Origin of the sequence: Buchnera aphidicola (Cinara kochiana kochiana) (genome assembly GCF_900698905.1) — a bacterium.
Taxonomy (GTDB): domain Bacteria; phylum Pseudomonadota; class Gammaproteobacteria; order Enterobacterales; family Enterobacteriaceae; genus Buchnera_F; species Buchnera_F aphidicola_W.
In genome coordinates this window covers 386,851-404,417 of sequence record NZ_LR217707.1, presented here as the reverse complement: position 1 = coordinate 404,417, position 17,567 = coordinate 386,851, and the positions used below count along the sequence as shown (strand labels likewise).

General features: G+C 24.3%; 19 protein-coding genes and 1 tRNA gene. 13 read left to right on the top strand and 7 right to left on the bottom strand.

The window, feature by feature from the left end; genetic code table 11:
- Positions 1-14: 14 nt before the first annotated feature.
- Positions 15-1,304 (bottom strand): A/G-specific adenine glycosylase, encoded by a 1,290-nt coding sequence (mutY, locus tag BUCIKOCA2762_RS01860; protein ID WP_154028871.1) that lies wholly within the window; start codon positions 1,302-1,304, stop codon positions 15-17.
- Between the two features lie 140 nt (positions 1,305-1,444).
- Here mutY and trmB point away from each other — a divergent pair, with 140 nt between their 5' ends.
- Positions 1,445-2,167 carry a tRNA (guanosine(46)-N7)-methyltransferase TrmB gene (gene trmB, locus BUCIKOCA2762_RS01855; protein WP_154028869.1) on the top strand — a complete coding sequence of 241 codons (723 nt, stop codon included), beginning with the start codon at positions 1,445-1,447 and terminating at the stop codon, positions 2,165-2,167.
- A 6-nt stretch (positions 2,168-2,173) separates the two neighbouring features.
- Here trmB and hemW read toward each other — a convergent pair whose 3' ends face one another.
- The 4 genes from hemW to dusA all read right to left on the bottom strand — a co-directional run bounded on the left by hemW (position 2,174) and on the right by dusA (position 6,786).
- Entirely contained in the window at positions 2,174-3,322 is a 1,149-nt protein-coding gene (gene hemW, locus BUCIKOCA2762_RS01850; RefSeq protein WP_154028867.1) for a radical SAM family heme chaperone HemW, read from the bottom strand.
- Between the two features lie 95 nt (positions 3,323-3,417).
- Positions 3,418-3,819: a Holliday junction resolvase RuvX gene (gene ruvX, locus BUCIKOCA2762_RS01845; RefSeq protein WP_154028865.1), complete on the bottom strand. Its 402-nt coding sequence runs from the start codon at positions 3,817-3,819 to the stop codon at positions 3,418-3,420.
- A 411-nt stretch (positions 3,820-4,230) separates the two neighbouring features.
- Positions 4,231-5,604: a replicative DNA helicase gene (dnaB, locus tag BUCIKOCA2762_RS01840; RefSeq protein WP_154028863.1), complete on the bottom strand. Its 1,374-nt coding sequence runs from the start codon at positions 5,602-5,604 to the stop codon at positions 4,231-4,233.
- Positions 5,605-5,796: 192 nt separating this feature from the next.
- A complete protein-coding gene (gene dusA, locus BUCIKOCA2762_RS01835; protein WP_154028861.1) occupies positions 5,797-6,786 on the bottom strand; it encodes a tRNA dihydrouridine(20/20a) synthase DusA in 990 nt (329 codons plus the stop codon).
- A gap of 253 nt (positions 6,787-7,039) precedes the next feature.
- Between dusA and ssb the strand changes: the two genes are divergently transcribed.
- Positions 7,040-7,576 (top strand): single-stranded DNA-binding protein, encoded by a 537-nt coding sequence (gene ssb / locus BUCIKOCA2762_RS01830; RefSeq protein ID WP_154028859.1) that lies wholly within the window; start codon positions 7,040-7,042, stop codon positions 7,574-7,576.
- Positions 7,577-7,647: 71 nt separating this feature from the next.
- Here the strand turns inward: ssb and BUCIKOCA2762_RS01825 are convergent, their stop codons facing one another.
- On the bottom strand, positions 7,648-8,433 hold the full coding sequence (locus tag BUCIKOCA2762_RS01825; protein ID WP_154028857.1) for an alpha/beta fold hydrolase: 786 nt from the start codon (positions 8,431-8,433) through the stop codon (positions 7,648-7,650).
- A gap of 144 nt (positions 8,434-8,577) precedes the next feature.
- Between BUCIKOCA2762_RS01825 and BUCIKOCA2762_RS01820 the strand changes: the two genes are divergently transcribed.
- Entirely contained in the window at positions 8,578-9,159 is a 582-nt protein-coding gene (locus BUCIKOCA2762_RS01820) for an NfuA family Fe-S biogenesis protein (RefSeq protein WP_154028855.1), read from the top strand.
- A gap of 60 nt (positions 9,160-9,219) precedes the next feature.
- Here BUCIKOCA2762_RS01820 and BUCIKOCA2762_RS01815 read toward each other — a convergent pair.
- A tRNA-Ser gene (locus BUCIKOCA2762_RS01815) sits at positions 9,220-9,306 on the bottom strand.
- A 210-nt stretch (positions 9,307-9,516) separates the two neighbouring features.
- Between BUCIKOCA2762_RS01815 and aroK the strand changes: the two genes are divergently transcribed.
- From aroK to fusA, 10 genes are all read left to right on the top strand, one after another.
- The gene (gene aroK / locus BUCIKOCA2762_RS01810) at positions 9,517-10,062 is read left to right on the top strand and encodes a shikimate kinase AroK (RefSeq protein WP_154028853.1); all 546 of its coding nucleotides are present in this window, start codon (positions 9,517-9,519) and stop codon (positions 10,060-10,062) included.
- A gap of 45 nt (positions 10,063-10,107) precedes the next feature.
- Positions 10,108-11,211, top strand: coding sequence for a 3-dehydroquinate synthase (gene aroB / locus BUCIKOCA2762_RS01805; protein WP_154028851.1), 1,104 nt, complete (start codon positions 10,108-10,110; stop codon positions 11,209-11,211).
- A 113-nt stretch (positions 11,212-11,324) separates the two neighbouring features.
- The gene (gene rpe / locus BUCIKOCA2762_RS01800; protein WP_154028849.1) at positions 11,325-11,987 is read left to right on the top strand and encodes a ribulose-phosphate 3-epimerase; all 663 of its coding nucleotides are present in this window, start codon (positions 11,325-11,327) and stop codon (positions 11,985-11,987) included.
- A 74-nt stretch (positions 11,988-12,061) separates the two neighbouring features.
- Positions 12,062-13,078: a tryptophan--tRNA ligase gene (gene trpS, locus BUCIKOCA2762_RS01795; protein ID WP_154028846.1), complete on the top strand. Its 1,017-nt coding sequence runs from the start codon at positions 12,062-12,064 to the stop codon at positions 13,076-13,078.
- Positions 13,079-13,324: 246 nt separating this feature from the next.
- Positions 13,325-13,711 carry a sulfurtransferase complex subunit TusD gene (gene tusD, locus BUCIKOCA2762_RS01790; protein WP_154028844.1) on the top strand — a complete coding sequence of 129 codons (387 nt, stop codon included), beginning with the start codon at positions 13,325-13,327 and terminating at the stop codon, positions 13,709-13,711.
- 23 nt (positions 13,712-13,734) lie between these two features.
- Positions 13,735-13,998 carry a sulfurtransferase complex subunit TusC gene (tusC, locus tag BUCIKOCA2762_RS01785; protein WP_232036831.1) on the top strand — a complete coding sequence of 88 codons (264 nt, stop codon included), beginning with the start codon at positions 13,735-13,737 and terminating at the stop codon, positions 13,996-13,998.
- Positions 13,999-14,104: 106 nt separating this feature from the next.
- Positions 14,105-14,395 (top strand): sulfurtransferase complex subunit TusB, encoded by a 291-nt coding sequence (tusB, locus tag BUCIKOCA2762_RS01780; protein WP_154028842.1) that lies wholly within the window; start codon positions 14,105-14,107, stop codon positions 14,393-14,395.
- A gap of 111 nt (positions 14,396-14,506) precedes the next feature.
- Positions 14,507-14,881 carry a 30S ribosomal protein S12 gene (rpsL, locus tag BUCIKOCA2762_RS01775; protein WP_154028840.1) on the top strand — a complete coding sequence of 125 codons (375 nt, stop codon included), beginning with the start codon at positions 14,507-14,509 and terminating at the stop codon, positions 14,879-14,881.
- Between the two features lie 21 nt (positions 14,882-14,902).
- On the top strand, positions 14,903-15,373 hold the full coding sequence (gene rpsG, locus BUCIKOCA2762_RS01770; RefSeq protein ID WP_154028838.1) for a 30S ribosomal protein S7: 471 nt from the start codon (positions 14,903-14,905) through the stop codon (positions 15,371-15,373).
- A gap of 81 nt (positions 15,374-15,454) precedes the next feature.
- Positions 15,455-17,566 carry an elongation factor G gene (gene fusA, locus BUCIKOCA2762_RS01765; RefSeq protein ID WP_154028836.1) on the top strand — a complete coding sequence of 704 codons (2,112 nt, stop codon included), beginning with the start codon at positions 15,455-15,457 and terminating at the stop codon, positions 17,564-17,566.
- The last annotated feature ends 1 nt before the right edge of the window (position 17,567 follow it).

Genomic DNA, 17,567 nt, shown 5'->3' with positions numbered 1-17,567 from the left:
TTTATTTACTCTGTTTATTTTTTAGTAAATAAAAATTTTTTCATTTTAATTTTTATGTATGTTCTATCTTTTTCTATAAACATATTTAATTTTTTTTCATTAATAATTTTTGTTTGTTTTTGTAACCAATAACACCATGCCTCTTTAGAAATTTCTTGATAAATTTTTTTTCCTGTTTTACCTGTGAAAAACGGATAATCTAATCCTTCTGCTTTTTTTTTTAAAAAAGAACAAAAAATTATACGTATATTGGTTTTTTTCATATTTTTTTTAATTAATTGTTTATGTATTAAATTTAATATTTTATGTACTGGAGTAGGAATACCGATCTTTTTACCTATAAAAATATCATACCATATTTTTTTTTGATTTATATCTTTTAGTATATTTTTTTTTTGAGTTGTTATGGTGTGTGAATAAATATATAGTTTTATGTTACTGACGTAATGGATAAATGGATTAATTACTATATTAAAATTATTCATTTTTTTTTTAAAACTTTCATGTTTTTTTTTAGATATTGAAAAAAAAGTTATGGGAAAATAAAATAGACTTTTCCAAATAGAAATTTGTTTTTGTTGTTTTAAAAAATACATGTTTTTGTAATTGATAATAGAAAATAGAAGACCTATTGTATTTTTTTTTTTATATTTAATTTTATTAATAATTGTTTTATTAATGCAGAAATTACATGTATTATTTAAAGGACATATAATACAACGAGGATTATGATTAGTGCAAATCAATGAACCAATATCCATCATAGCTTGATTAAATTTATTAGAGTGATGAATCGGAAGATATTGGTTAATTAATTTCCATAATATTTTATCTAATTGATTTTTTGTTTGGTTATTTGTACAGACTGCATGAAATCGTATTAATATGCGTTTTACATTACTATCTAAAATAGCATATACAAAATTATAGGCAAACGATAAAATCGCTCCTGCCGTTGATTGGCCTATTCCGGGTAATTTTTTTATTTCATTGATATTTTTTGGAAAAATTCCATTATATATGTTTTGAATAATGATAGCGGTTTTATGTATGTTATGAGCTCGTTGGTAATATCCCAAACCACTCCATAAATACAAAATTTCATTTATATTGGCTTGTGCTAATGATTTAAGAGTAGGAAAACGTTTTTTAAATTTTTTAAAATACGGGATTACTGTTTGCACTTGTGTTCTTTGTAACATAATTTCAGATATCCAAATAAAGTATATATTTTTTTTTTGCCAAGGCAAATTTTTTCTTCCGTGAATATGATACCAATTTAGTATTTTTTGTGAGAATAACATATTAATCCTAAATTTGTTATTAAAAATAATTAGTATTTTGCATATCAATTTTATACGTTTGTATTATTTAAAAAAAAATATTTTTAAATAATATATTTTGAGTTACATATATTATAAATAGATTTTATGGGTAATATAAAATGATTATTTCAACAAATGATTTATTTTGTAAAAAAAATATAACTTGTGCAACATCAATTAAAAGTTATGTAACTCGACAAAGAAATGTCAAGATACAAAAAATAGAACATATTACAATATGCTGGAAAATATATGGAATTAATTTTAATAGTGTCCAGTTAAATTTTCTTGATTTATTTCCTATAAAACAACCAATTATTATAGAAATTGGGTTTGGTGATGGAAAATTATTTATAGAAAAGGCTATAAATAATCCTCATGTAAATTTTATTGGTATAGAGGTATATTTAAAGGGTGTATTAACAGCTATTCAGTATGCTTATATAAATAATATTACTAATATTAAATTAATATGTTATGATGCTGTAGAAATACTTAAATACATGATTCCTAATAGGGCGGTTAATATTTTTCAAATTTTTTTTCCAGATCCTTGGTTTAAAACTAAACATCGTAAAAGAAGATTAATAAATGATTGTTTTATAGATTTGATATTAAATAAAATTATTAATAAAGGTTTTTTACATATTATTACAGATTGTCCATTATATTCAAAACAAATATATAATACAATTTCATTGTATTCTAGTTTTAAACGTATTTTTTCTGGAACAGTTATGTTTCCACTAGTAAAAATACAAAAGGATACTAAATTTAAAAAGAAAGCTTTATTTTTAAAAAAAAATATTTTTGATTATAAATATCAATTTAATTTAAAATAATTTTTTTTATAAAAATATTGATAGCAATGAATTTAATTTTTCTCTTCCATTATCAGTAACGAACCACGAATCCGTTGTTTTTCTTAAATAACCTTTTTTTATAGCTATAGTCATTTTTTTATAAATTTTATTTTTTTTGATATAAGTTTGATTTTCGAAATCTTGATAGTAAATTGGTTGAAATAACCTGAATTTATTTAAGAAAAATTCGAATGGAATATCTTTGTTTAAAACAATGTATTTTTTTTCTATATATTTTTTACTTATATATGTTGTATCATGTTTAGCTTTTATAGTTCGAATAATTGTTTTATTGGGTTGTGTTATTTTACCGTGAGCTCCACATCCAACACCTATATAGTCACCAAAATTCCAATAATTTAAATTATGCCTACATTGATACTTCTCTTTTAGGGAGTAAGAAGAGATTTCATATTGTATATATCCATATTTTTTTAATAATTTATTTCCTTTTAAGCGCATATTTTTTGTAATTTGAAGAGAAGGTAGATTAATATTCTGTGTATAAAATTTAGTATTTGGCTCAATATTTAATTGATACCATGATATATGTTCTGGTTTTAATGTAATAGCTTGATATAAATCTTCTAAAACATTTTGAATAGTTTGTTCAGGAAGTCCGTACATTAAATCTATGTTTAAGTTTTTATGTGGTATGTGGTTTATAGAATTAATTAATTGTATAGTTTTTTTTGCATTATATTTTCGTTCAATTTTTTTTAGTATAATTTCGTTAAATGTTTGCACCCCGATTGAAAATCTATTAATACCTGCTTCATAATATTCTATTAATTTGTTTTTTTTATTGATATCGGGGTTAATCTCTATAGATATTTCTGTTTTTTTTGAGATAGATATAATTTTTTTTATTTTTTTTAGTAAATATAAGAAAGTTTTACTTTTTAGTAAACTTGGTGTACCACCTCCAATGAAAATTGATTCAATAGATCTATTAGATATCATTTTTTTATCATTTTTTAAATCTTTTATGATATGTTTTATATATTTTTTTTCTGATATTTTTTGTGAATATTTATATGAATGAAAGTCACAATATGGACATTTTTTAATACACCACGGTATATGAATATATAAACTAATTGGCGGTAATATATGTAATTTTTTATTAGGCATAAGGTTTAATGAGAATTAAATTGATATCATCGTTATGATAATTATTTTTGATTTGTATATAAAAATATATTTTTTGAATAAATAAAATTTATATATTAATGATATTTGGATTTTAACCAACTATCAAGTATTATTTTTGCAGCAATAGAGTGTATACAATATGAATTGTTTTTTTTTTTTTTATAATCATTTAAAAAAAATTTCGCTTCTTTAGTGGAATAATTTTCATTGTATAAGAAAATATTTTTATTGTATTTTTCTTTTAATATATAGCTAAACTTTTTAATTTTTTTATTTATTTTTTTTTTTATTTTATAGGGATAACCAATAATTATATATTTTGGATTCCAATAATTTATTGTTTCTTTGATTTTTTTAAAAAAAATATTTTTTTTATCGTAAATAATGGATTTTATTGGAACTGAGTAATTTAGTTCTGTTTCAGCTACAGCTAGACCAATATTTTTGGTACCATAATCGAAAGATAAAATAATCATATAATTTTTATTATAATGAATTTAAATATTTTTATTTTCTCTATATTTTAATACTTTTAAATCATAACTACGTATGTTATATATATCATATTTATAATATATTTTCTAGTAATTATAAATAATATATTTTATACTATAAAATAGTCATAATTTTTATTTAATAAATCTTGTTATAGATATACATTATATATAATGAAAATATTAATTATAACATTGTATAAAATATATAACATTTATAATAAATAATAAATCAAGATATTAATAAATATATTTTCACAACAATATATTAATAATATTTGTATACATGAATATTTGTTACATTAAATAATTGTTATTGATTTTTATGTAAAATTTAAAATATAAAATTTTTTTTATTGATGATAAATACTAATTTATTATTATTTTTAAAATTTAAAAATGATATTTTTGATTAGTGTAATTATCAAATCTAGACCACTGTCCATTAAATGTTAATCGTATAGTTCCTGTAGGTCCATTTCTCTGTTTTCCAATTATAATTTCCGCAATACCTTTAAATTCACTATTTTCATGATATAATTCATCTCTATAAATAAATAGGATTAAATCCGCATCTTGTTCTAATGAACCCGATTCTCTGAGATCTGAATTTACAGGTCTTTTATCAGATCTTTGTTCTAGAGATCGGTTTAATTGTGATAAAGCAATAATAGGGATGTTTAATTCTTTAGCTAATGATTTTAATGTTCTAGAAATTTCAGCTATTTCCAAAGTTCTATTTCCTGATAATGCCGGTATTTTTATTAATTGAAGATAATCAATCATAATTAAGCTTAATCCATTATTTTCTCTATATATTTTGCGTGAACGAGAACGGACTTCGTTCGGAGTTAATCCGGATGAATCATCTATATAGATATTTTTTTTTTTCAATAAAATATTTATTGTACTAGATATTCTGCTCCATTCTTCATCATTCAATTGTCCGGTACGAATTTTAGACTGGTTAACTCTTGATAGTGAAGCTAACATACGAATCATAATTTGCTCTCCCGGCATCTCTAAACTAAAAATTAAAATTGGTTTTTCATATAACATAGCTGTATTTTCACATAAATTCATCGCAAATGTAGTTTTACCCATGGATGGTCGAGCCGCAATAATTATTAATTCTGATTTTTGTAACCCAAATGTTTTTTTATTTAAATCATGATATCCTGTATTTAGCCCTGTTATTCCAGTATGAGGTTTTTTTAATAGTTTTTCAATAGATTGAATAGTTGTATCTAAGATTTTTTCTATATTTTTTGGACCGCTATTATCAGCTGTACGTGTTTCTGAAATTTTAAATACGCTGGATTCAGCGTAATCCAGTAATTCTATACTTGTTCGTCCTTTTGGATGATATCCTGCATATGCAATATTATGAGCTGTTAAAATAATTTCGCGTATAATTGCTCGTTCACGTATAATTTCTGCATAAGAGATTATATTATTAATACTTGGTGTATTTTTAGAAATTTCTGCTAGATAAGAAAATCTTCCTACATTATTTAATTCTCCTTTTTGTTCCAATGATTCCGATAAAGTGATTAAGTCTATAGGAGACCCTTTTTCAATTAAATATTTCATTTCATAAAAAATTAATTGATGTTGCCGACTATAAAAATCTTTTGCAACAATATATTCAGAAATTATATCCCACTGTTGATTATCTAACATCAATCCTCCTAATACAGATTGTTCTGCTTCTAGTGAATGTGGAGGTATTTTGAACATTGGTTTGTTTTTTTTTAAATCTATCATAAATAATTAATTCTCTTGCATAAATTTTTAAATATATGTATGAATATTTTATATAAATAAAATTTATATAAAATATTAATATTTAAAATAAAATTTTTATTAATATTTATTAAATAATTATATTTAAGGTTATTTAATTTCATTAGGATTTAAAATAAAATTATGTATACAATATATTTTTAAATATATCGATTATTTTATTTTTAATTCTTGGTTAAATATTTTGTATATACTGTGAAATAAATGATGTATATTTTTTTTATGATGTATGTATTGTATTATGTGTAATTTCCATTTTTTTGAATATGGTTGATTATAAAAAATATTTAACATATGTTTTATAATATGAATTATTTTTGTTCCTTTTTTTTGTTCTTTAGTGATATATGCCGACATTTTTTTAAAAAATTGCTTTATTTTAATATTTTTTTGTTTAAAAAAAATTTTTTCATCTATTTGCCGTAATAAAAATGGATTTTTATATATTTCTCTACCTATCATAATACCATCTACATGTTTTAAATGTTGCTGAATTTCTTGGATAGATTTAATACCTCCGTTTAGAATGATAATTAGATTTGGAAAATCTTTTTTAATCTGATAAACATATTGATAATTTAATTCAGGTATATTGCGATTTTTTTTAGGACTAGTAATTCTTAAATCTGCAATTCTGGCATGTATAATAAATTTATTACAATATTTATTTTTAGATACCTGTTGAATAAATTTTTTTAGAAATTTATACTGAGAATCTTTATGTGTTCCTATTCTAATTTTTACGCTAATAGGAATTGATACAGTAAAATATATAGATTTTATTAATTGGTATACTAGTTTAGGTTTATACATTAAAAATATACCGAAATTACCATTTTGAGCGTGTTGAGAAGGGCATCCAATGTTTAAGTTTATTTCACTAAATCCTAATAAATGTGCTATTTTTGCACATTCTTGAAAATGGATTGGATTATTTCCCGCTAATTGAATGGCCAATGGGTTAATATTTTTAATTTGTTTTTTTTTAAATATTTTTTTATTGAAAAGCATTTCATGGGTAGTGATCATTTCAGTATATAACAAAGTATGTTTTGTAAGTTGTCTATAAAAAAATAGACAGTGTCTATCAGTATATTTTAACATCGGTGCAACAGAAAATTTATTTGAATATTTTTTTTGCATGTTTATGTTGTAAACTTATATAATAAGAGTTATGAGGTTATTAAAAAATATGATTTTAAAATATTTTATAATAATTTTATTAATTATTATAAAATATATTATTTTGTTTTTATTAATTTTTTATTTAATTAAAATATATATTATATCGATTTTATTTCATAAAAGTATTTAGTATGATTAAATTATTTTTTATTTTGTGGTATAATTTAAAAATTATTATATATCTATATCAATTATATTTAGGTTAAAGTGTATGGCAAGTAGAGGCGTAAACAAAGTAATTTTAATTGGTTACTTAGGACAAAATCCAGATGTACGATACATGCCCAATGGAGGCGCGGTAGTAAACATTAATATAGCAACTTCTGATGTGTGGAAAGATAAAAATACTGGTGAAACAAAAGAAAAAACCGAATGGCATCGTGTTGTTTTATTTGGAAAAATTGCTGAAATTTCTGGTCAATATTTAAAAAAAGGATCACAAGTTTATATTGAAGGATCTTTACATACTCGTAAATGGAAAGACCAAAACGGGCTTGATCGTTATACTACGGAAATAGTAGTGAGTGTAACTGGTTCTATGCAAATGTTGGGATCGCGTAATACGAATAGTACATCATCATTGTCTGATTCGGAGATGCAACAAGATATATCTCATGAAAATTCTTTATCTAAATTAATACCTTCAGAACAAGTATCTCACAATATTTCTGATGAATTTCAGAATAAATCTCATTTAATAGATACTACTTCTAAGATTGATTTTGATGATGAAGATATTCCTTTTTAATGTTTAACTTTAAGAATTATTAAATATCTAGTTATACATATGATTGCCTATCATGTATATTTTATTTTTAATCATATTAAATATAAATCTTTTATAAATTTTTGTAATATATTACAAAAAATATTAGGGTGTGATAAAAATGGTGCATGTTTAGCGCCATCTATAACAATAGAATTATAATTTTTCCGTAAAGATTGTATTATTTGGCATGTTTGTATAGGTACTAGATTATCTAATTCTCCATATATTTGTAATATTGGAATATTTTTAGATAATTGTATTGTTCTATAATCGATTTTTTTTAACCATTGATATCCTATTTCAATTGCTTGTTTTCTTGGATTAGGATATTTTTGAAAAAAATTTTTTTTTATTGTAAAATTATATTTACTATTTTGTGTTACGTTAATAACGTGTATTAAATTAAATTGCATTAAAAATTCTGTATAATTTATTAAAATTTTTTTTTTTATAGATTTTAATAAATTAATTGGTATACCCGGCCATATTTTAGTTTGTATAAAAAACGGCGATGATGTTATATAAATTACTGCAAGTATATTATGCGGATAATTTAATCCTAAATAGTGTACAATTAATCCGCTCATTGACCACCCTATCCAAATAGCTTTGTTTTTTACTGTATTTATTAAATAAATAGATATTTGATCTAAGTTCATAATTGGGCAATTAATATTTTTACCGAATCCAGGTAGATCAATAATATGTAAAGTAAAATACGGTTTTAATATAGGGATTATTTTATTCCAAACCATGGAATATAGACCCCATCCATGTAAAAATACTAGATGTATTTTTCCTTTTCCAAATATAGATTGATGTATTATTTTTTTCATTTTATTGATATAATTATATATATGATTATAAATGAATTGATGGTATTTATAAAGACTACTATTTTAGTAGTAATTTTATTTATTAATGATATTTAAATATTTATTTTTAATATTATACAATAATATATTATGTAGAACAATTCTATGATTACAATTTCTGATTTGGCTGAACAATATATAGCTAGTTTACTATCTAAACAAAGCAAAGGAACAAATATTAGAATTTTTATAAACTCTCCTGGTACTATGTATGCTGAATGTGGAATGTCGTATTGTGATTACCAAGATATTGACACCACTAAAGATAAAAAAATTTCTTATGTTAAGTTTAAGATTTATTTTCGTAAATATTTAAAACCATTTTTAAAAAATTCTAAAATAGATCTTATTAAAAATAATTTAAATTCGCAAATTACTTTAAATGCTCCAAATGCAAAGTTATTAAAAAAATCAAAAAAATTTTCTCAATTAGAGTGTAAGATAAAAAATTTTTTGTATACTCACATTAACCCGAAATTATCATTACATGGCGGTTCTGTTACTTTAATTAAAGTAAATAAATTAGGAGTAGTATTTTTAAAATTTTTAGGAGGTTGTAATGGATGTTCTATGATAAATACTACTGTACAAGTTGGTATAGAGAAAGAATTAATTAAATATTTTCCTGAAATTTCTAGAATAGAAGATGTAACTAATCATATTTCGGGTCAACATTCGTATTATTAATGATAATATTTTTATTAAAATAAATAATAGACTAAAAGATATAATTTAGTAGATTTTGTATGGTGAGAAAGGGATTCGAACCCTTGATACGTTTTACCATATACATGCTTTCCAAGCATGCTCCTTAAACCTCTCGGACACCTCACCTTTTAGGATATCATAGTAATAATTTTATTATTTTACTTATGATATAAAAAAGTATTTCGTAAATCAAGTTTTTTTGTTAATTTAAGAATATGTCATGACATATATTATATATTTTATACTTCTATATTATCATTGATTTTATTTTTATATATAAGTTTATAATATTATAAATAATTTGTTTGATAATTAAATCCTATTTTAGGAGTTTGTATGGATGAATATAAGAAAAAAAATATTTTTTTAGTTGGTCCTATGGGAGCAGGTAAAAGTACTATTGGTCGTCATTTATCTCGTGTTTTGAATATGAAATTTTATGATTCTGATGTTGAAATTGAAAGAAGAACAGGAGTAGACATAGCTTGGGTTTTTGATGTAGAAGGTGAATCCGAATTTCGTATACGAGAAGAAAAAATTATTAATGAATTAACTAATAAAACAGGTATAATATTGTCTACAGGCGGTGGATCAATAATTTCTATAAAATCAAGAAATTGTTTAATTTCTAGAGGAATTGTTATATATCTTCGAACAACAGTGGAAGAGCAATTAATTAGAACACGTTTAGATAAAAAAAGACCATTGTTATCGCATGTTCATAGTAAAAATGAAAAAATATTGAGATTATTATCAAAAATACGAGATCCAATATATCAGAATATTTCTGATTTTATAGTTGACACACAAAATCAAAGTATATCGTTAATTACATCTAGCATTATACGATATTTTTATCATATTAGTAATAATGTTAATTAATATTTTAGTTAAATTGTATTTTAATAACATGCGAGTTAAACAATTATGGTATACAAAATTAGTGTTAGTTTAGATCATAGTAGCTATGATATACATATTTATAATAAATTTTCATCAAATTTATCTATACCTACTATTATTTTAAATAATAAGAATAGCGTTATCATTACAAATGATACAGTTAGAAGTATTATTGCAAAAAAAAAATATACTTATATTAACAAAATTATAAAAAATATACCGTTTTTTACTATTAAGGATGGAGAATCTTATAAAAATTTACAAGTAGTAGAAAGTATAATACATTTTTTATTAGAAAAATCATATGGTCGTGATGTTACATTAATTGCATTAGGAGGAGGTGTTATTGGAGATATAACCGGTTTTGTTGCTTCAATATATCAGCGAGGCGTTAATTTTTTTCAGATTCCAACTACTTTATTGGCACAAGTAGACGCGTCTATAGGTGGAAAAACAGGTGTAAATCACAAATTAGGAAAAAACATGATAGGTTCTTTTTGGCAACCTAATGGTGTTTTTATTGATATAAATTTTTTATTCACATTACCGCGAGAACATATTATTTCTGGAATGGCTGAAATTATTAAATATGCTATTATTTTTGATAAAAAATTTTTTATTTGGTTAGAAGAAAATTTACTAAAAATATTAAGTTTACAGGAAAAGGAATTACTATTTTGTATAAAAAAATGTTGTGAACTTAAGGCTCGTGTCATTCAAAATGATGAAAAAGAAAATAATATACGAATTTTTTTAAATTTAGGACATAGCTTTGCTCATGCTATTGAAACGTACACCGGATATGGAAAGTGGTTACATGGTTATGCGGTATCTGTTGGCATTATTATGGCTTCTTATTTGTCTGTTCAATTAAATTTATTGCATGAGTGTAATTTTTTTAGAATAGTAAAAATTTTATATAATATCGGATTACCAATTAAAGGGCCTAAAAAAATGTTGCCAGATGATTATATTTTATTAATGTTACGTGATAAAAAAGTTTTAAATAAAATAATGAGATTAGTTGTCCCGGTAGATATTGGAAAAGTGAAATTGGTTTCATCTGTAAAGGAGTCTGTTTTGTTAAATTCTATTCGTAATTGTCAGGAACAAATATATAAATTTTAATTTAATTAATTTTATAGATGTATATGGTATTGAGAATTAAATTAATTTAATAGTATTTATAAAAAATAATTATTTTATTATATAAAATATATTTATTGTAGTTGAGGAAATTCATGAAAAAGTTTTTAATTGTTCCGTCTATTTTATCTGCAAATTTTTGTCATTTAGGGCGTGAAATAAAGACTATGATGCATGCTGGATGTAATTTAATTCATTTCGATGTGATGGATAACCATTATGTTCCTAATTTAACTATGGGTCCTATGATATTAGAGTCAATTAAAAAGAATAAAATTCAAGTTTTATTTGATGTACATTTAATGGCTTCTCCTGTAGACTCTTTAATTCCGTTATTTTATGATTTAAATGTCAAATTTATTACTGTTCATCCAGAATCTACTATTCATTTAGATAAAACGATACAATTAATTAAAAAAATTGGCTGTGGAGTTGGTATAGCTTTAAATCCTGCTACTTCTTTACATTATTTGGATTATATAATGGGTGATGTAGATTTAATTTTAATTATGACAGTAAATCCGGGTTTTGGCGGTCAAACATTTTTACCGTATATTTTAAAAAAAATTCAACAGGTACGATATTTAATTGATAAAAATAAAAAGAGCGTTATATTATCGGTTGATGGAGGTATTAATTTATCAAATATTGTTCAGATAATTCAGTCAGGTGCCGACTATATAGTGATTGGGTCTGCTCTTTTCCATTCTCAGAATTATTTACAGGCTATACAAGATTTTAAAGATATTGTTGTTTAATATAAATTCGTAATAATTTATTTAAGTAAGCATAGTTTGTATATAAAAATATAATTTTTAAGGATTATCAACACATGTTGAATGTTAAAAAGCAAGATGTAATGTTTACAGGAATTCAACCAACAGGATTACTTACTCTTGGTAATTATTGTGGAACTATGTGTAACTGGAAAATTATACAAAAAAAGTATCAATGTTTTTTTTGTATTGCTGATTTGCATGCTTTAACTACCAGGAGCTATGATCATTCAATAAAATATAATTTTTCAGCTAATATACTAGATATGGTAGCGCTCTATTTGGCTTGCGGGGTTAGTCCATACGATAGTATAATTTTTGTACAGTCTCATGTTTATACACATAGTCAGTTATATTGGATTTTAAGTAATTTTGTATATTTTGGTGAATTATCACGTATGACGCAATTTAAAAAAAAAATATCCACGTATAAAAAAAATATTAATTTATCGTTGTTTTGTTATCCTGTACTAATGGCTGCAGATATTTTATTATACCAAACAAATTATGTTTCTGTTGGTTCAGATCAAAAACAGCATGTTGAATTAGTTAAAAAAATTGCTCGTCGTTTTAATTCTATATATGGAGATGTTTTTATTATTCCGGATATTTTAATTACATCACGAGAATGTAAAATTATGGCTTTACAAGAACCAACAAAAAAAATGTCCAAATCAGATAACAATAAAAATAATACAATTTTTTTATTGGATAATCTTGATGTAATACGATTAAAGTTATTACAGTCATTGACTGATTCAGATCCTTTATCTCGTATAAAATATAATATTTATGATAAACCCGGAATTTCTAATTTGTTATCAATTTTATCTTTTTTAACACAACAAAATATTTCTGCACTTGAATATGAATTTAAAAATTATCGATATTTTGATTTTAAAAAACAATTATCGGATATTGTATGTGATACAATTTCAAAAATACAAAAGTTGTATTTTAAGTTTCGAGAAGACGAAAACTATTTAATTGATATTCTTAAATTTGGTGCAAAAAAATCGTTAATTTATAGTAAAAAAAATTTATTTAGTGTTTTACAAGTATTAGATTTATAAATAAAATATTTAAATAAATATATAAAATAATTATAATATTTAGTTATTTTTTAAAGTATAATATACTTTTATATTTAAATATATTGAAAAGTAAAAAATATTATTATTTTCTTTAACATTTATAGACGTTTGATAAAAAATTATAAGATATTTATTCTATTAATATTAATAAATTATTTATTTTAATAATTATTAGAAATAAATATAATATTTATTAGGCTAGAATTTATTTTTTACGGTTAAAATATGAGTTATATTATTCTTGTAACTGGTTTACCTTATGGAACTCAAAATGCTATAACTGCTTTTTTATTTATTAAATCAATTATTTTATTAAATTTTTGTATCAAAAAAGTTTTTTTTTATGCTTCAGGCGTATATAACGCTAATTGTATGATGTATCCTCCAGAACATGAATTTAATATATTACAGGGATGGATAAATTTAAAAAAAAAATATAAAATTCCATTATGTGTATGTCCTAGTTCTGCTTATAGGAGAGGAATTTTACTGAATGAATTTGTTAGTGACGCTGAAAAGATTAAGGAGAATTTTTCTTCTTCGTTTCAATGGATGACTTTAAGTGAATTATCGTACTCAATGCATGATTGTGATCGTATTATACAATTCTAATAACAATATTAAAAATTAATTTTATGAAATCAATTGCTTTTATTTTTTCTCATTCTCCACACGGAGATACTTGTAGTAAAGAAGGACTAGATTTTATTATTTCTTGTTCTTTATTTTATAAGAAAATTTCTCTTTTTTTTATTAATGATGGTGTTTTACAGTTAATGCGACATCAAAAACCAGAGTTAATTTGTTTACATAATTATTCTCTTTCGTTTAAAATTTTATTATTATATGAAATAACAGATTTTTTTTTTGCAAAAAATCAGCGTATCAACGTGGTTTAAAAGATCGTGATAATTTTTTATTACCAGTAAAATTTTTAAATAGTACTCGTATTAAAAGGAAAATTAATCAATTTAATTTTATTTTTAAATGGTAGAAATTATAATTATGTTGCATATTTTATTAAATTCTCCGTACAACATATCTGTATCTTCTTTATTGTCATTTAGTTCAATATTTGATGATTTAATTTGTATTCAAGATGGTGTATTACTAAGTGTAATAAATAATTTTTATTATAAAAAAATATATAATAATTTTAATTTAGTCTATTTTTTAAAAGATGATTTATCGGCAAGAGGATTATTAGAAATAGCTAAAAAAAATCATTTAATTATGTCAAATTATCAAAATTTTGTTTATTTAACTGCCGGTCATAATACAAATATGACTTGGTAATTTATTGATTATTCATAAAATGAATATAAATGTATGTTAAGTAATTTTTGATTTTTAATTTAATATTATACATATAATATTATTATTAACATAAAATATTTTGGAGAACATATGTCTACAATCAATCAATTAGTTCGTCATCCTAGACTAAGAAAATTAGTAAAAACTAATGTACCTGCATTGTCAGGTTGTCCCCAAAAAAGGGGTGTATGTATACGAGTATATACTACAACCCCAAAAAAACCAAATTCTGCTCTAAGAAAAGTATGCCGTGTTCGACTAACTAATGGTTATGAAGTTACAGCATATATTGGAGGAGAAGGTCATAATTTACAAGAACATTCTGTTATTTTAATTCGCGGAGGTAGAGTAAAGGATTTACCCGGTGTTCGATATCATGTTGTAAGAGGATCTTTAGATTGTTCTGGTGTTAAAGACCGAAGAAAAAGTCGATCAAAATATGGTGTTAAAAAATTAAAAGTATAAATAATATAAAGGAACTTAATTATGCCTCGTCGCCGTATAATAGGTCAACGTAAAATTTTACCTGATCCTAAATTTTCTTCAGAATTATTAGCTAAATTTATTAATATATTAATGATTAATGGTAAAAAATCTATTGCAGAAAATATTGTTTATTCTGCTCTATCAGTTTTATCCAAAAAATTAAAAAAAAAAGAATTAGATATTTTTATACTTGCATTAGATAATGTTAAACCTTCTGTAGAAGTAAAATCGCGTCGTGTTGGGGGATCAACTTATCAAGTACCTATAGAAGTTCGTCCGACAAGAAAAAATGCTTTAGCAATGCGCTGGATTGTAGCTGCTGCTCGTAAACGTATAGATAAATCGATGTCAGTTCGATTATCAAATGAATTATTGGATGCTATAGAAAATAAAGGTTTAGCTGTACGAAAACGTGAAGAAGTTCATAAAATGGCTGATGCTAACAAAGCCTTTGCGCACTATCGTTGGTAATTTTATCTTGCATAAATAATTTTTTATCTGTAAATAAATTTTATTTATTTACGGTAGAATTATAATAATACGAGGATTTTTATGGTACGTATAACACCGATTACTCGATATCGAAATATCGGTATCAGTGCACACATTGACGCTGGTAAAACAACCACCACAGAACGTATATTATTCTATACTGGAATTAATCATAAAATTGGTGAAGTTCATGATGGTGCTGCTACAATGGATTGGATGGTACAAGAACAAGAGCGTGGCATTACTATTACTTCAGCAGCAACTACTACTTTTTGGGCAGGTATGGCTAATCAATTTTTAGCGCATAGAATTAATATTATTGATACTCCCGGACATGTTGACTTTACTATTGAAGTAGAAAGATCAATGAGAATATTAGATGGAGTTGTAATGATTTATTGTGCAGTTGGTGGTGTTCAACCTCAATCAGAAACTGTGTGGAGACAAGCTAATAAATATAAGGTACCCAGGATTGCTTTTGTAAATAAAATGGATCGAATGGGTGCTGATTTTTTAAAAGTAGTAGATCAAATTCATATACGATTAAATACTATAGCAGTTCCTATTCAATTGGCTGTTGGTGCAGAAGAAAATTTTCAAGGTGTTGTTGACTTAGTGAAAATGAAAGCAATTAAATGGTCTGAAAAAGATCAAGGTATAACTTTTAAGTATTTAGATATTCCGGAAGAATTAGCGTCTGTTTCTAAAAAATGGCACATGAATTTAATAGAGATTGCAGCTGAAGCGAATGATGAGTTGATGGAAAAATATTTACAAAACGAGTATTTACAAGAAAAAGATATTAAAAAAGGATTAAGAATTAGAGCTTTAAAGAATGAGATTACATTAATAACATGCGGATCAGCTTTTAAAAATAAAGGCGTACAAGCATTATTAGATGCAATTATCGATTATTTACCTTCACCTCAAGATATTGATAATACTGAAGAATTTATAAAAGATAATGACCATGTCAATAGTAGTCGTAGATCTGATGATACACAACCTTTTTCTGCTTTAGCTTTTAAAATTGCGTCTGATGCTTTTGTTGGAAATTTAACTTTTTTTCGTGTCTACTCAGGGGTTGTTCGGTCTGGAGATGTAGTTTTAAATTCTGTAAAAAATCATACTGAACGGTTTGGTCGAATTGTTCAAATGCACGCAAATAAACGTGAGGAAATTAAAGAGGTACGAGCAGGAGATATTGCTGCAGCTATAGGTTTAAAAAATGTTACGACCGGAGATACATTGTGTGATGTAAAGTATCCTACTGTTTTAGAAAAAATGGATTTTCCGGAACCAGTCATTTCAATTGCTGTAGAACCCAAAACAAAAGTAGATCAAGAAAAAATGGGATTAGCGTTAAATAGATTAGCTAAAGAAGATCCTTCTTTTCGCGTATGGACAGATCAAGAATCTAACCAGACTATTGTAGCTGGAATGGGAGAATTGCATCTAGAAATTATTATTGATCGTATGAAACGTGAATTTAAAGTAGATGCTAATATAGGAAAACCACAAGTTGCATATCGTGAAACGATTTTAAAAAAAGTATTTGATGTTGCTGGTAAACATATAAAACAATCAGGAGGAAGAGGTCAGTATGGACATGTTGTAATTGATATTTTTCCTTTACAATCCAATAATTCCGGATATTCTTTTATAAATGATATTAAAGGTGGTGTAATTCCAGGAGAATATATTTCTGCGATTGATAAAGGTATTCAAGAACAGTTAAAATCAGGTCCTTTAGCTGGATATCCTGTTGTAGATATTGGGGTTCGTTTACATGATGGTTCATATCACGATGTTGATTCTTCTGAATTAGCTTTTAAATTAGCGGCTTCTTATGCATTTAAATTAGCGTTTAAGCAAGCTAATCCGATTTTATTAGAGCCCATTATGCAAGTAGAAGTAGAAACTCCGGAAGAATATATGGGTGATGTAATTGGAGATATTAATCGACGACGCGGAATTATTGAAGGAATGGGTGACGATGCTATTGGCGGTAAAAATATTAAGGCGTATATTCCGTTATCAGAAATGTTTGGTTATGCAACTGATTTACGGTCTCAAACACAGGGTAGAGCTTCTTATTCTATGGAATTTATGAAATATACAGAAGCGCCTCATACCATTTGCGATTCAATTATTTCGAATCGACAAATTTAAT

Bases quoted from the DNA above. Each gene is read 5' to 3' on its own strand.
- mutY (WP_154028871.1), bottom strand. From the start codon at position 1,304: ATGTTATTCTCACAAAAAATACTAAATTGGTATCATATTCACGGAAGA.
- trmB (WP_154028869.1), top strand. From the start codon at position 1,445: ATGATTATTTCAACAAATGATTTATTTTGTAAAAAAAATATAACTTGT.
- hemW (WP_154028867.1), bottom strand. From the start codon at position 3,322: ATGCCTAATAAAAAATTACATATATTACCGCCAATTAGTTTATATATT.
- ruvX (WP_154028865.1), bottom strand. From the start codon at position 3,819: ATGATTATTTTATCTTTCGATTATGGTACCAAAAATATTGGTCTAGCT.
- dnaB (WP_154028863.1), bottom strand. From the start codon at position 5,604: ATGATAGATTTAAAAAAAAACAAACCAATGTTCAAAATACCTCCACAT.
- dusA (WP_154028861.1), bottom strand. From the start codon at position 6,786: ATGCAAAAAAAATATTCAAATAAATTTTCTGTTGCACCGATGTTAAAA.
- ssb (WP_154028859.1), top strand. From the start codon at position 7,040: ATGGCAAGTAGAGGCGTAAACAAAGTAATTTTAATTGGTTACTTAGGA.
- BUCIKOCA2762_RS01825 (WP_154028857.1), bottom strand. From the start codon at position 8,433: ATGAAAAAAATAATACATCAATCTATATTTGGAAAAGGAAAAATACAT.
- BUCIKOCA2762_RS01820 (WP_154028855.1), top strand. From the start codon at position 8,578: ATGATTACAATTTCTGATTTGGCTGAACAATATATAGCTAGTTTACTA.
- aroK (WP_154028853.1), top strand. From the start codon at position 9,517: ATGGATGAATATAAGAAAAAAAATATTTTTTTAGTTGGTCCTATGGGA.
- aroB (WP_154028851.1), top strand. From the start codon at position 10,108: ATGGTATACAAAATTAGTGTTAGTTTAGATCATAGTAGCTATGATATA.
- rpe (WP_154028849.1), top strand. From the start codon at position 11,325: ATGAAAAAGTTTTTAATTGTTCCGTCTATTTTATCTGCAAATTTTTGT.
- trpS (WP_154028846.1), top strand. From the start codon at position 12,062: ATGTTGAATGTTAAAAAGCAAGATGTAATGTTTACAGGAATTCAACCA.
- tusD (WP_154028844.1), top strand. From the start codon at position 13,325: ATGAGTTATATTATTCTTGTAACTGGTTTACCTTATGGAACTCAAAAT.
- tusC (WP_232036831.1), top strand. From the start codon at position 13,735: ATGAAATCAATTGCTTTTATTTTTTCTCATTCTCCACACGGAGATACT.
- tusB (WP_154028842.1), top strand. From the start codon at position 14,105: ATGTTGCATATTTTATTAAATTCTCCGTACAACATATCTGTATCTTCT.
- rpsL (WP_154028840.1), top strand. From the start codon at position 14,507: ATGTCTACAATCAATCAATTAGTTCGTCATCCTAGACTAAGAAAATTA.
- rpsG (WP_154028838.1), top strand. From the start codon at position 14,903: ATGCCTCGTCGCCGTATAATAGGTCAACGTAAAATTTTACCTGATCCT.
- fusA (WP_154028836.1), top strand. From the start codon at position 15,455: ATGGTACGTATAACACCGATTACTCGATATCGAAATATCGGTATCAGT.